The 13,879-nt window shown below is 47.0% G+C and carries 10 protein-coding genes and 1 riboswitch; of the genes, 2 read left to right on the top strand and 8 right to left on the bottom strand.

Going from position 1 to position 13,879, the window contains the following annotated elements:
- Position 1: 1 nt before the first annotated feature.
- The 3 genes from DWY57_RS18935 to DWY57_RS21460 form a co-directional block, all read right to left on the bottom strand.
- Positions 2-382 carry a TraR/DksA C4-type zinc finger protein gene (locus DWY57_RS18935; RefSeq protein WP_005654117.1) on the bottom strand — a complete coding sequence of 127 codons (381 nt, stop codon included), beginning with the start codon at positions 380-382 and terminating at the stop codon, positions 2-4.
- A gap of 32 nt (positions 383-414) precedes the next feature.
- Positions 415-3,903 carry an isoleucine--tRNA ligase gene (gene ileS, locus DWY57_RS18940; RefSeq protein WP_117599618.1) on the bottom strand — a complete coding sequence of 1,163 codons (3,489 nt, stop codon included), beginning with the start codon at positions 3,901-3,903 and terminating at the stop codon, positions 415-417.
- A gap of 466 nt (positions 3,904-4,369) precedes the next feature.
- Positions 4,370-4,570 (bottom strand): hypothetical protein, encoded by a 201-nt coding sequence (locus DWY57_RS21460; RefSeq protein ID WP_226791171.1) that lies wholly within the window; start codon positions 4,568-4,570, stop codon positions 4,370-4,372.
- A gap of 78 nt (positions 4,571-4,648) precedes the next feature.
- Here DWY57_RS21460 and DWY57_RS21465 point away from each other — a divergent pair, with 78 nt between their 5' ends.
- Entirely contained in the window at positions 4,649-4,966 is a 318-nt protein-coding gene (locus tag DWY57_RS21465) for a hypothetical protein (RefSeq protein WP_243634734.1), read from the top strand.
- Between the two features lie 281 nt (positions 4,967-5,247).
- Here DWY57_RS21465 and DWY57_RS18950 read toward each other — a convergent pair whose 3' ends face one another.
- From DWY57_RS18950 to DWY57_RS18970, 5 genes are all read right to left on the bottom strand, one after another.
- Positions 5,248-6,780 (bottom strand): carbon-nitrogen hydrolase family protein, encoded by a 1,533-nt coding sequence (locus DWY57_RS18950; RefSeq protein ID WP_117599617.1) that lies wholly within the window; start codon positions 6,778-6,780, stop codon positions 5,248-5,250.
- Between the two features lie 191 nt (positions 6,781-6,971).
- Positions 6,972-8,459 carry a D-xylose transporter XylE gene (xylE, locus tag DWY57_RS18955; RefSeq protein WP_117599616.1) on the bottom strand — a complete coding sequence of 496 codons (1,488 nt, stop codon included), beginning with the start codon at positions 8,457-8,459 and terminating at the stop codon, positions 6,972-6,974.
- Positions 8,460-8,573: 114 nt separating this feature from the next.
- Entirely contained in the window at positions 8,574-9,890 is a 1,317-nt protein-coding gene (gene xylA / locus DWY57_RS18960; protein WP_117599615.1) for a xylose isomerase, read from the bottom strand.
- A gap of 90 nt (positions 9,891-9,980) precedes the next feature.
- A complete protein-coding gene (locus DWY57_RS18965) occupies positions 9,981-11,468 on the bottom strand; it encodes an FGGY-family carbohydrate kinase (protein ID WP_119962267.1) in 1,488 nt (495 codons plus the stop codon).
- Positions 11,469-11,517: 49 nt separating this feature from the next.
- Positions 11,518-12,249, bottom strand: a complete 732-nt coding sequence (locus DWY57_RS18970) for an NUDIX domain-containing protein (RefSeq protein ID WP_117599613.1) — start codon at positions 12,247-12,249, stop codon at positions 11,518-11,520.
- 397 nt (positions 12,250-12,646) lie between these two features.
- Here DWY57_RS18970 and fabD point away from each other — a divergent pair, with 397 nt between their 5' ends.
- A complete protein-coding gene (fabD, locus tag DWY57_RS18975) occupies positions 12,647-13,534 on the top strand; it encodes an ACP S-malonyltransferase (RefSeq protein WP_117599612.1) in 888 nt (295 codons plus the stop codon).
- A gap of 208 nt (positions 13,535-13,742) precedes the next feature.
- Positions 13,743-13,833: riboswitch (TPP riboswitch) on the top strand.
- The last annotated feature ends 46 nt before the right edge of the window (positions 13,834-13,879 follow it).

Consider the following 13,879-nt stretch of genomic DNA (forward strand, 5'->3'; position numbering starts at 1 on the left):
TTTATTTCTTGCCGTTGTTTTTAGCTTCGATGCTCAAAGTGGCATGGGGCACTGCACGAAGGCGCTCTGCCGGTATCAGTTTGCCGGTTTCGCGGCAAATGCCATATGTTTTGTTCTCAATGCGCACCAAAGCAGCCTGCAATCCTTGGATGAACTTTAACTGGCGTTGGGCCAGACGTGTGGTTTCTTCCTTGGATAAGGTGTTGGCACCTTCTTCCAGCACTTTGTACGTAGGAGATGTATCGTCGGTGTCATTGCCGTCTGCACCCGTCAGGCTAGCCTTTAACAATTCATAGTCACGTTGTGCTAACTCTAACTTCTCCAGAATGATAGCGCGGAATTCTTCCAATTCAGCATCTGAGTATCTTGTCTTTTCTGCCATAACTTTTACGTGTTAATCAGGTTAGTATTTAATTATTCTTTCACTACGCTCACGTACAGCGAGAAATCGTCGAAGTTTAGTTCTGCACCATTTTCTACGTTGTCTGTCAGCGTCAGTGAAGTTCCTAAAACTTGGTTACAAATATAGTCTTTATATTCGTTTACTGCATCATCTGTTTGAGGATTTTTTGATAATGTAATCTTTATTTTATCGGTTATCTCAAAACCGCTTGACTTGCGGATATTCTGAATACGGTTCACCAACTCGCGCGCAACACCTTCACGACGCAACTCTTCGGTTACGGTAACTTCCAAAGCTACGGTTAGTTTACCTTCGTTGGCAACCAGCCAGCCCGGGATGTCCTCGCTGAAGATTTCCACATCGGCAGTTTCAATCACAGCTTCCGTACCGTTCAGGACGAACGTATAGGAACCGTTCTTCTCCAGTTCAGCGATAGCCTCCTGAGACATTCCGGCCACGGCAGCAGCCACAGCTTTCATCTGTTTTCCGAATTTCGGTCCCAACTTCTTGAAGTCGCATTTCACTTTTTTTACCAGTACACCGGCAGCACCGTCCACAAACTTGATTTCTTTCACATTCACCTCGTTCATGATAAGTGCTTTCACAGCCTCGATGTGTGCACGCTGTTCTTCATCCACTACCGGTATCATGATGCACTGAAGCGGTTGGCGGACTTTGATGTTCACCTTGCGGCGCAGTGCCAATACCATAGAAGTGACGTCTTGTGCCATCTGCATGCGGGTTTCCAATTCCTTGTCTATCATTTCCTCCTTATATTCGGGGAACTTGGCAAGGTGTACGGAAACCACGTTGTCGCGTCCCGTAGCTGCAATCAGGTCTGTGTACAGCATGTCGGCATAGAACGGAGCAATGGGCGCCATCAGCTTGGCTACAGTTTCCAAGCAGGTATAGAGTGTCTGGAATGCAGAGAGCTTGTCCTGCGTCATACCGCCACCCCAGAAGCGTTTACGGTTCAGACGAACGTACCAATTGGAGAGATTGTCGTTCACAAACTCAGAAATGAGACGTCCTGCTTTCGTGGGCTCGTATTCATTGTAGCAGGTATCCACGTTCTTCACCAGCGTATTCAGTACGGAGAGAATCCAACGGTCTATCTCAGGGCGTTCTGCCATGGGCACGTCGGCTTCCTTGTATTCAAATTCGTCTACATTGGCATAGAGGGCGAAGAATGAATAGGTGTTATAGAGTGTTCCGAAGAACTTGCGGCGCACCTCTTCCACTCCATCCACGTCGAACTTAAGATTGTCCCACGGAGAAGAGTTGGTGATCATGTACCAGCGCAACGGGTCGGAACCGTATTTCTCGATGGTCGAGAAGGGGTCTACGGCATTGCCCAGACGCTTGGACATCTTGTTTCCGTTCTTGTCGAGCACCAGACCGTTGGAGATAACAGCCTTATAAGCGGTGCTGTCGAACACCATCGTGGCGATGGCGTGCAGCGTGAAGAACCAGCCGCGTGTCTGGTCCACTCCTTCGGCAATGAAATCGGCAGGATATACCTGATGGCTGTCCAGCAGTTCCTTGTTTTCGAACGGATAGTGTATCTGTGCATAAGGCATGGCACCGGAGTCAAACCATACGTCAATCAAGTCCGTTTCACGCTTCATCGGCTTGCCGTCTTTGGAAACAAGGATAACATCGTCTACGTAAGGACGGTGCAAGTCTATCTTGTCGTAATTCTCTTCGGTATATATACCCGGCTGGAAGCCTTTGTCCTTGTAGGGGTTGGACTGCATCAGACCGGCAGCTACGGATTTCTCTATTTCGTTGTAAAGTTCTTCTACAGACTCGATACATTTTTCCTCGCTATTGTCCTCTGTACGCCAGATAGGCAGCGGAGTGCCCCAGTAGCGTGAACGGCTGAGATTCCAGTCATTCAGGTTTTCCAGCCACTTACCGAAACGTCCCGTACCGGTGCTTTCCGGCTTCCAGTTGATGGTCTTGTTCAACTCTATCATACGTTCCTTACAAGCGGTGCTGCGGATAAACCAGCTATCCAGCGGATAGTACAATACGGGTTTGTCCGTACGCCAGCAGTGCGGATAGTTGTGTACATGCTTTTCTATCTTGAATGCCTGATGAGCGGCTTTCATCATCATGCAGATTTCGATATCCAATGATTCGGCAGCTTGCGCAGCCTGCTCATTATACTTGCCGTCTACGGTGAATTGAGGGTCATAAGCATTCTTTACCCACTTGCCCTGATACTCCTTATACAAGTCCACGTTGACACATGCCTTTACGAAATCCTCATCCAGTTCATCTATCAAATAGAACTTACCGGTGAGATCCACCATCGGGCGAGTTTCACCTTTCTTGTTTATCATGAACAGGGAAGGTATGCCTGCAGCACGGGCCACAAAGGCATCGTCCGCACCAAAGGTCGGGGCGATGTGTACGATACCCGTACCGTCTTCGGTCGTTACATAATCACCCGCGATTACACGGAAACCTTTATCGCTGGCAGTCCAACTGCCGTCTTCGGCCACATCTATCGGCTTTACCCACGGGATGAGTTGCTCGTACTCCATACCTACCAAGTCCGGTCCCTTGTATTCACCTACAATCTTGAAAGGTATCAGCTTGTCTCCCGGTTTATAATCCTCTAATGCAATGCCTTCCGCTTTTTTATTGAAGTGTGCATAGAGCAATGCTTTTGCCAGAACGACGGTCATCTTCTCGCCACTATAGCTGTTGTAGGTCTGCACGGCTACATAGTCAATCTTAGGCCCTACACAGAGTGCGGTATTGCTGGGCAATGTCCACGGAGTGGTAGTCCATGCCAGGAAGTAAGGAGTCCCCCACTCTGCCATTTCCGGCTTCGGGTTCTTTATCTTGAACTGCCCCACTACGGTCGTATCTTTTACGTCACGATAGCATCCGGGCTGGTTCAGCTCGTGCGAACTGAGTCCTGTACCGGCAGCGGGAGAATACGGTTGTATGGTATATCCTTTATAAAGCAGTCCTTTCTTGTAGAGTTGCTTCAACAGCCACCACAACGTTTCGATGTAGCGGTTGTCGTAAGTTATATAGGGGTTCTTCATGTCCACCCAGTAGCCCATCTTGTGCGTCAGGTCTTCCCACTCTTTGGTGAACTTCATGACGTCCTTGCGGCAGGCAGCATTGTATTCTGCCACAGAAATAGTCCTGCCAATATCCTCTTTCGTAATGCCAAGCGCCTTTTCCACACCCAGTTCCACGGGTAATCCATGAGTATCCCATCCGGCCTTACGCTTTACCTGAAATCCCTTCATCGTTTTGTAACGGCAGAAAATGTCCTTAATGGAGCGAGCCATTACGTGGTGAATACCCGGCATACCATTGGCCGAAGGAGGTCCTTCGAAAAACACGAAAGAAGGACAACCTTCACGTTCTGTCATACTCTTGGCGAAAACCTGGTTTTCGTCCCATTTCTCCAACACTTTTCCGTTCACTTCGGAAAGGTCAAGCTTCGAATATTCGGCAAACTTCTTACCCATCTTGATATTTACTATTTGACAATTTACGATTGAAGAATACTCTTGACCAGCATGTTTTTTGGTACATCAAAAGCCATCTTCTTTATTTTAAGAGTGCAAATTTACAAAAAACTTAGATACAAGAGACTTTTTAGGTAGAAAAAGCTGGCTTAGTGCGATAAAATGTTTTATTTGGCGTCAGTTCAATGGATGTGTGGAAGTAATATCCGCTTGATGTGACCTTTCTAAGAAAAGCACTAAAACCCACGGGGTTCTAAGCAAAAAACGGCAAAACGTAAATTTAGTTCAAACAAGCGACCTGAAAACTACAAATAAGAGGGCTATTTTGCTGAGTTCAACAAACGGTATGTAGAATTCTGCGAATGTCATTGCTGCAATCAGCAATAAGCGTGCAAAACAGCATGGGAAAGAATAATAAAATATCACATTGAAAAAAAATAATAGCAGCATCATCTGCGAATAGACTTCAACTGCCGCTGATGTAACTATAATTCAAGATGGAATAATTAAGGAAATGATTCACCACTCCGAAACAATCCAATGTCTCATCGAAAGAGAGAAAGTAATACATCAGGTTTTCGGGTTCTTTCTTTTGGGGCAGGATTTCGTCCACATAGGCAAGAAAGGCGTTTTTTGATGCTGTAATTGCATGGCGGATTTTGAGCATTCAGGCTTCACATCTCCGGTCAGTCCCCCATCACTATAATATTGGCGGCGCTCTTCATAGACTTGGGCGGCTGCCTCATTGATTTATAGTGTAGGCAGGCTTCAGCTATTCTTCCTTGCTCTTCTTCTGCTGCATAGTGGCGTGGAAGGCAAAATAGAGGATGAAGTCTACGAAGTAATAGCGGACACGTTCATAAGTGACAGAATTGACCTTTATGTCAGTTTTCAGGAAGCCCAGGATGGAAAATTGCCTGATGATGACTTCCTGCCGGGTGCGGAGAATACGGGTTTCCTCCTCTACACGCGCCTAGGAGTAATGGAAAGGCTTATATTAAAAGCAATCTGTTTCACCGTAAGCCAGTCGGACAGAATCAGTTCACCGGAGGCCAGACGGTAGTTAAGTAATCGCAGCACATTGATGCAAAGAGGTATTTCGGAAGCGGAGAAAGCTTTTTTGACCATTGTTTCAGTTTTTAGAGTAAAAGTTGTGTAAAGACACGAATAAACTATGGAATTACTATCCGAAATGCCACACTTCAGTAACTTAAATGCCACATTTGATCATCCGGAATGCCATAGGTTTCGGACTACGAAATGTGGCACTTGAGGCGGTAAAGTGTGGCATTTAAGTTACTGAAGTGTGGCATCGGGTACGATGAAAAACCCGGCGTGGAAAGGTTATTTTTTCATCTTCACCTCGTACAAATCGCCTCTCCGGTCTTTCAAGTTACGTACACTGCCGTAGGTATGCAGCTCGTTCAGCAAATCCAGATCCACATCCGATACAAGAATCATTTCGGTATTCGGAGTGGCTTCCGCACGCTTGCCGTCTGTGGGGAAAGCAAAATCGCAGGGAGTGAATACACCGGACTGGGCATACTGAATGTCCATGTTGTGCACACGGGGAAGATTACCTACACTGCCGGCTATCACGACGAAGCACTCGTTTTCGATGGCACGGGCATGGGCGCATACCTTTACGCGGCTGTAAGCATTCTGTGTATCGGTAAGGAAAGGCACAAAGAGTATCTGCATGCCTTGGTCCGCCATGATGCGGCTCAGTTCGGGGAACTCGACATCGTAGCATATCAGCACGCCTATCTTCGCACAGTCCGTGTCGAACGTCTGGATGGACTTGCCTCCACTCAATCCCCAAGACTTTATTTCGTCGGGAGTGACGTGTATCTTCTCATACATTTCATAGCTTCCGTCACGCCGGCAGAGGAATCCTACGTTGTATAGCAATCCGTCCTCCTTGATAAGCGGCATACTGCCCGTAATGATATTGATGTTATAACTGATAGCGAGCTTGACGAAACGCTCCCTGATTTCCTCGGTATAGGCCGCCAGTCCACGGATGGCCTGCGATTCGCCCTCATTGTTGAATTTTGCCATCAGCGGTGCATTGAAGTATTCGGGGAAAAGGACAAAGTCACTCTTATAGTCGCTCACGGCATCCACAAAGAACTCCACTTGTTCAAAGAGGTCATCCAGTGTCTTGTAGGTACGCATCTGCCATTGCACCAAGCCGACACGGACGGTAGTTTTGGGGCTTACATAGTCTTGTGTGGGAGCCTGATAGTAGATATTGTCCCATTGCAGCAGGCAGGCATAGTGCTTGGACTCCTCATCATTGGGAAGATAGTTGCGCATCACCTTGCGCACGTGGAAGTCGTTGGAGAGCTGAAAGGTCAGCACCGGGTCGAAGATTTCCTTTTGCTTCACCTTGTCTATGTACTCCTTAGGACGGAGTTGGTCAGCATATTTATAGTAGTTGGGGATACGTCCGCCAAACATGATTGCCTTCAAGTTCAATGTTTCGCAAAGTTCCTTGCGGTATTCATACATGCGGCGTGCCAGACGCAGGCCGCGGTATTGGGGATGAATAAAGACTTCGATGCCATAAAGGATGTTACCCTTCGGATTGTGGGTATTGAAAGTCTCCTTGCCCGTAACCTGAGCGTAGGTGTGGTCGTTCTTCACATCATCGTAGTTCACTATGATGGAAAGTGCACAGCCCACGATTTTCTCGTCAACCACCGTCACAATCTGCCCCTCGGGAAAGATTCGTATCAGCTTTTCTATTTGTTTGTGTGTCCAGAACACATCGCTTCCGTCTGAATAAACACGCGTAAACGATTGTGCCAACTGGTCATAATCTTCAATCTGCAGATTGCGTATCTGTACCTTATTGATTTTCATTGAATCCATAACTTTCTTGCTATTCCTGATTAAAAACAGTGCAAAGGTACAGTTTATCTTTACATGTTATCTTTCCTTTTGAAGATTTTTCTTTCTCATCTTGGACAGATAAGAGAGAATATATGGGATGATAACAAGAAGAGGAGGCGTTCATCAAGCCTCCTCTTTCTCATTTTATATGAACAGTTTCAATAACGTTCTTATCTATTATTTTTTCTATTCTTCCACAGTCTGGTCATGTCTTCCAGTGTCTTGCCTTTCGTTTCGGGAACAAGCTTCCAGACAAACAGAGCGGCCACCACACAGATGATTCCGTATAAGCCATAAGCAAACATGTGCCCGAACTTGTCTCCCATATCTCCCAAACTCATATTGTACATAGGTACGAAGGTGGAAGATACAATGAAATTGAATATCCATTGGAAGGCTACGGCAATGGCTACTGCAGCGCCACGAATGGTATTCGGGAAGATTTCAGCAATCAGTACCCAGCAGATGGGGCCCCAGCTGAACATGAACGAAGCACTGTAGACCATGATGCTGACAACAGCCAACATGGGAGGAAGCCCTGCCACAACGTTGCAAAGAGCTACTCCGAAAGCACCTATCGCCATGCCGATAGACCCCGAGATGAGCAGCGGTTTACGTCCCCATTTCTCGACTGTAAAGACAGCCAGCAACGTGAACAGAATATTGATGATACCCATGATGACGGTTTGAACCATCGGGTTGCCCATTCCCATCGTTTCGAAGATACGCGGTGCGAAATAGAGTACGGCGTTGATACCTACCGCTTGCTGGAATACACTCAGCATGATACCGATAAAGATAACCATCCAGCCATAAGTGAAAAGCTTTTCCGTCTTTTCCTCTGCCGTGGCTTTGATTTGAGACAGAATAACCTTTGCCTGAGCCAAGCCGTTGATACGGCTTAACACCTGGAGTGCCTTATCATCCTTGCCACTCATGGCAAGATAGCGTGGCGTTTCGGGAACAAACAGTACGAGCAACGCAAAGACTCCTGCAGGAACAGCCTCACTGACAAACATCAGACGCCATCCTATCTCTGTGGTCCATGCTGCCGCTTCGGGATTCAGAATCTGGTTGACTCCTTCAATGGCCTTTATCACCGGATTTGAATTCTCGCCCAAAATAAGGAAATTCACGAAGTAAACCACTAACTGGCCGAAGATAATGGCAAACTGGTTCCATGATACCAGAGTCCCGCGAATGTTGCTCGGCGCAATTTCCGCAATATACATCGGGCAGATGGCGGATGCCAAACCAACGCCGATTCCTCCCAATACACGGTAGAAGTTGAATGCCACGAGCAAGGAATAGGAAGGAACACCATAGTCGAAGAAAAGGAATTCCGGGTAGTAGGAGCCTAATGCCGACAGAAAGAACAAGACGCCGGCTATGAAAAGAGAATTCTTACGTCCCAGATTGGATGCGAAGAATCCCGAAAGAGCACTACCGATGATACATCCGATAAGTGCACTGGAAGAGGTAATGCCGTGAATCGTATCTGTGTAGACAAAATCGGGGGCACCCATAAAGAATGCCTGAAGCCCTTTATCGGCACCGGATATGACTGCTGTATCGTAACCGAAAAGCAATCCTCCAATGACGGCTACCAACACAATAGAGAAGAGGTAGAGTTTACTGCCTTTTTCTGTATAATTCATGATATTAATGATTAATGGTTAATGATTAGCGATTAATGATTAGCGATTAATGATTAATATTGAAACACTTCATGCGCAACCTATTAACCACTAATCACTAAACATTGATCATTATTAGCAGTACATATTCACGATTGCCTCATACAATTCCTGCTTGCCGCTGGTCTGTTTCGGCTCACCGTTGGCTTTTGCGTAAGCTACCAAATCCTCCAGCGTCAGTTTGCCATCTTCAAATTCCTTGCCTTTACCACTGTCGAAGGAAGCATAGCGGTCGGCCAGCATCTTTTTGTAAGGAGACTCTTCAAGCAGTTTGGCTGCACTTTCCAGTGCACGTGCCATCACGTCCATACCGGCGATGTGGGCAATGAAAATGTCTTCCAGGTCGGTGGAGTTACGACGGGTCTTGGCATCGAAGTTTGTACCGCCATTGCCAAAACCTCCGTTACGGATGATTTGCATCATGGCCTGGGTCAGTTCGAAGTTGTCGATGGGGAACTGGTCTGTATCCCAGCCGTTCTGGTAGTCACCACGGTTGGCGTCGATGGAGCCGAGCATACCGTTGTCTACGGCTACTGCGAGTTCGTGCTCGAAGGTGTGACCCGCCAAAGTAGCGTGGTTCACTTCGATGTTCACCTTGAAATCCTTGTCCAGATTGTGAGCCTTCAAGAAGCCGATAACGGTTTCGGTGTCTACATCATACTGGTGTTTGGTAGGTTCCATCGGTTTCGGTTCAATCAGGAAGGTACCTTTGAATCCGCGGGCACGGGCATAGTCGCGGGCGATGGTCAACATCTGTGCGAGGTGCTCTTTCTCACGTTTCTGGTCTGTATTCAGCAAAGACATGTAGCCTTCGCGACCGCCCCAGAATACATAGTTTGAACCTCCCAGCTCGATAGTAGCGTCGATGGCGTTCTTGATTTGAACGGCGGCACGTGCCACTACATCAAAATCGGGGTTAGTGGCTGCGCCATTCATATAGCGAGCATGGCCGAATACGTTGGCGGTACCCCACAACAGCTTGATGCCGGTTTCAGCTTGTTTCTGCTTGGCATACGCTACGATTTCCTTCAGGTTGGCTTCGTATTCTTCAATGGTCTCGGCTTCTTCGCAAAGGTCTACATCGTGGAAGCAGTAGTATTCGATACCCATTTTCTGCATAAATTCAAAGCCGGCGTCCATTTTGTTCTTGGCAGCCTGAACCTTGTCAGCCTCACCGTTCCAGGGGAATTTCTTTGTTCCGCCACCGAACTGGTCGCCGCCTTCTGCGCAAAGAGTGTGCCACCATGCCATGGCGAACTTCAGCCATTCACTCATTTTCTTGCCCATGATTACTTTATCGGCATCGTAGTAACGGAATGCCATCGGGTTCTTGCTCTCTTTACCTTCGAATTTAATCTTTCCTATTCCGGGAAAATACTCTTTTGTTGCCATAATCTTAATTTTGTTTTAAAGGATTAATTATTTGATTTAAATAAGTTGCAAAAATTTGTTCATATCAAGATGCCATGAATCAATCATACATTATCTCATTGCTTCTTCCAGACAGTGTTTCCAGCGCGCATATGCGTCGGCATAAGCCTGGCGGTCTGCCACTTTCGGCTCTATCACCTCGAGCTTCTCAAGCGTGGCAAATGCTTCGTTGCTGTCCTTGTATATGCCCGCACCGATTCCGGCGCCTTTGGCGGCACCTACAGAGCCGTCGGTATCATACAGTTCGATGACAGCTCCCGTCACACCGGCCAATGTCTCGCGGAACAGCGGGCTGAGGAACATATTAGCCTTGCCGGCATGAATTTTCTGCACGGGAATGCCCATTTGTTCCATGATGTCGATTCCATATTTGAAGGAGAAAACGATGCCTTCCTGCGCTGCACGGACGATATGCTGCTTGCCGTGCTGGTTGAAGTTGATGCCATGAATGGAGCAGCCTATTTCCTTGTTCTCCAGCATACGCTCCGCACCGTTCCCGAAGGGCAGGATGCTGATGCCGGCACTGCCGATGGGAGCTTGTGCTGCCAGCAGATTCATATCGCTGTAGGAGATGCCTTCGGGAGCAACGGTACGTTTTACCCATGAATTGAGGATGCCCGTACCATTGATGCACAGCAGAACACCCAGACGGGTTTGCCCGGCAGTATGGTTGACGTGTGCAAAGGTGTTGACACGTGACTTGGGGTCGTAGTTCACCTCACCGTTCACGCCGTATACCACGCCGGATGTTCCGGCGGTGGAAGCTATTTCACCCGGATTGAATACATTCAGGGAAAGGGCATTGTTGGGCTGGTCGCCAGCACGGTAAGTGATAGGCGTACCTTCTTTCAGACCCAGCTCTGCGGCTGCAGCAGCATTGACGCGTCCCTGCTCGGAGAAAGTCGGTTTGATGTCGGCAATCAGAGAGGAGTCGAATCCATAATACTCCATCAGAAAATCAGCAACCCGGTTGTTCTTGAAATCCCAGAACATCCCTTCGGACAAACCGGACACCGTGGTACAGATGGTACCGCTCAACTTCATGGCGATATAGTCGCCCGGCAGCATTATCTTATGAATCTTTTCGTAAACGGAAGGCTCATTCTCCTTAATCCAAGCCAGTTTGGAGGCCGTGAAGTTGCCCGGAGAATTCAGCAGATGTGAAAGGCAAGTCTCCTCTCCCAATGTTTCGAAAGCCTTTTGTCCGTAGGGCACGGCTCTGGAGTCGCACCAGATAATGGCAGGACGCAACACCTGCTGGTTTTTATCTACACATACCAAGCCATGCATCTGATAAGAGATACCAATCGCCTTGATGTCTTCTGCGTTTACTCCGGATTCTGCCAATACAGCTTGTGTGGCCAGTTTCAAATTTTCCCACCAATTTCCGGGGTCTTGCTCTGCCCAGCCGGGCTTCACTGCGATAATTTCCGCTTCAGTCTTGGGGAAGAAGGCAGACGATACACATTTGCCGCTTTCCGCATTTACCAGACTCGCTTTTACAGACGAGCTGCCGATGTCATAACCTAATAAATACATTTCTATCAATATTAAAGAATGAAAGTGATATGAAGAATTCAAAATCCGGCTACCGTCGGATTTTATTGTATATCTTTTTGTCAAAACGGTAGTAACGTGCCGCCCGGTGGGCCACGCCTTGCTGTTTTTCTTCCAGAGGAACGACATATTCCATCAGGGCTATCTTTTTATGGAAATTGCGTACGTCGTACTGCTTGTCATACACCAGCTCGTACAAAGTGCGAAGCTGGGATGCGGTGAACTTACGCGGCAATAAGTCGAACAGTGAAGACGGATTGAACTCGACGTACTGGCGGACATAGGTAATGGCTTCCTTGATAATCAGGTTGTGGTCGAATGCCAGAGCCTTTATATCCGGCATGGCTACCCAACTGGCTTGATAATCGTCCAAATCACGGTTCAATGCGCGGTCTATCTTCACCAGGGAAAGATAGGCTATGGTGACAATACGTTCCACCCTGGACTGCATGGCACGTTCCAGCCAATGCACATCTTTGGGGTCCTTCGTACGGTTTTTTGAACCGAATGCCTTAAATTGCATCAGATTGACGTTCTTCAGGCCCGTTAATTCATTCAACACCCGTTTGGCAGCTTCATCTAAGTCCTCATCCATATAAATCAGACTTCCGGGAAGCTTCATATCATGAAAGATTTCTCCTTCTTCCTCTCCTGCACGCTTAATCAGCAGAACCTTTAGCTGTTCTCCGTCAAAACCAATCACTACACAGTCCACAGAGATATGATTGTTTGCCAACGGCGTTTTTTGTTCTATGTTTTGCATAATATATCTCGTTAAGCGCTGCAAATATAAATAGGTTTTTCTAATTTGCGACAAAGGAAAAGAATATTTTTACAATGTTATAAAGCATTATTTTTCAACTGAATACATATCTTACTTTATACAATATCATTTTCAGTTGTTATCGTATGGAATACAATATGTAATTTACAAGAATACACAAGAGGTCTAATTGTAGGAAGTACAATAAGGAGGAAGTGTTTCATTTATAAGTATTTCAGTATCCGGATATCACAGAAGACCCAAGCATACATATTGTATTTTAGCTTCCTCCTTAAAGTAAGGGTATTGCACAAAAAACATCCGTTTGTGCGGTGAATATCAGAAAAACCTCTACCTTTGCAGCACTTTTTATTTAAACACTAAAAAACGAGTAAATATGAAAGCATTTGTATTTCCGGGTCAAGGTGCCCAATTCGTTGGCATGGGAAAGGACCTGTACGAAAATTCGGCATTAGCCAAGGAACTTTTTGAGAAAGCAAATGATATCCTCGGGTATCGTATTACTGATATTATGTTCAACGGTACAGATGAAGACCTGCGCCAGACTAAAGTTACCCAACCTGCCGTATTCCTTCATTCCGTTATTTCCGCCCTCTGCATGGGCGATGACTTTAAGCCGGAGATGACCGCCGGTCACTCACTGGGCGAGTTCTCCGCTTTGGTTGCTGCCGGTGCACTGAGCTTTGAAGATGGTCTGAAACTGGTGTATGCCCGTGCCATGGCTATGCAAAAGGCTTGCGAAGCACAGCCCTCCACTATGGCAGCCATAATTGCCCTGCCGGATGAAAAGGTTGAGGAAATCTGCGCCCAGGTAAGTGCCGAAGGTGAAGTTTGCGTGGCAGCCAACTATAATTGCCCGGGACAGATTGTAATTTCCGGTTCCATAGAAGGTATCAACAAGGCTTGCGAACTGATGAAGGCTGCAGGTGCCAAGCGCGCCTTACCGTTGAAGGTAGGCGGTGCATTCCACTCTCCATTGATGGACCCTGCCAAAGTGGAACTGGAAGCAGCCATCAATGCAACAGAAATCCATGCTCCGAAGTGCCCCGTATATCAGAATGTAGACGCTATGCCTCATACTGACCCGGCAGAAATCAAGAAGAATCTGGTGGCTCAGCTGACAGCATCGGTACGTTGGACGCAAACAGTGAAGAACATGGTTGCCGATGGTGCTACGGACTTCACAGAGTGCGGTCCTGGTGCAGTACTGCAAGGTCTTATCAAGAAAATTGCACCGGAAGCAACGGCTCACGGGATTGCATAATTCTTTGTGTATAGTATATCTTCAAGGCTGTCTTTCTTCGGAGAGGCAGCCTTTCTTTTTAAAGAGCTTTACTTTCCTCTTGTAATCTCTTCTCTATCTGCTACGTCTGTATAGGTACGGAGATGGTAAGGAAAAGAAAAGTCAGAGACAGGCAGAAAAAAAGCTTCCTTTTGTTTTTTATTTCCGATTTTCCCTTACCTTTGTTGCCGTAAAGACAAAGGGGTGCCCTGACGGGCTGAGATTATACCCTCGAACCTGATGCAGTTAGTACTGCCGTAGGAATTGGATATTTTTTTCTTCACTAAACTTGCCGTAAAGACGCTTCTTTGTATTTACTTCCATTGT

This window comes from Bacteroides sp. AF25-5LB, assembly GCF_003602965.1.
GTDB lineage: Bacteria > Bacteroidota > Bacteroidia > Bacteroidales > Bacteroidaceae > Bacteroides > Bacteroides uniformis.

Coding starts and splice junctions, on each gene's coding strand:
- xylE (WP_117599616.1), bottom strand. CDS start 8,459: ATGAATTATACAGAAAAAGGCAGTAAACTCTACCTCTTCTCTATTGTG.
- DWY57_RS18950 (WP_117599617.1), bottom strand. CDS start 6,780: ATGGATTCAATGAAAATCAATAAGGTACAGATACGCAATCTGCAGATT.
- DWY57_RS18965 (WP_119962267.1), bottom strand. CDS start 11,468: ATGTATTTATTAGGTTATGACATCGGCAGCTCGTCTGTAAAAGCGAGT.
- ileS (WP_117599618.1), bottom strand. CDS start 3,903: ATGGGTAAGAAGTTTGCCGAATATTCGAAGCTTGACCTTTCCGAAGTG.
- fabD (WP_117599612.1), top strand. CDS start 12,647: ATGAAAGCATTTGTATTTCCGGGTCAAGGTGCCCAATTCGTTGGCATG.
- DWY57_RS21460 (WP_226791171.1), bottom strand. CDS start 4,570: ATGCTCAAAATCCGCCATGCAATTACAGCATCAAAAAACGCCTTTCTT.
- DWY57_RS18970 (WP_117599613.1), bottom strand. CDS start 12,249: ATGCAAAACATAGAACAAAAAACGCCGTTGGCAAACAATCATATCTCT.
- DWY57_RS18935 (WP_005654117.1), bottom strand. CDS start 382: ATGGCAGAAAAGACAAGATACTCAGATGCTGAATTGGAAGAATTCCGC.
- xylA (WP_117599615.1), bottom strand. CDS start 9,890: ATGGCAACAAAAGAGTATTTTCCCGGAATAGGAAAGATTAAATTCGAA.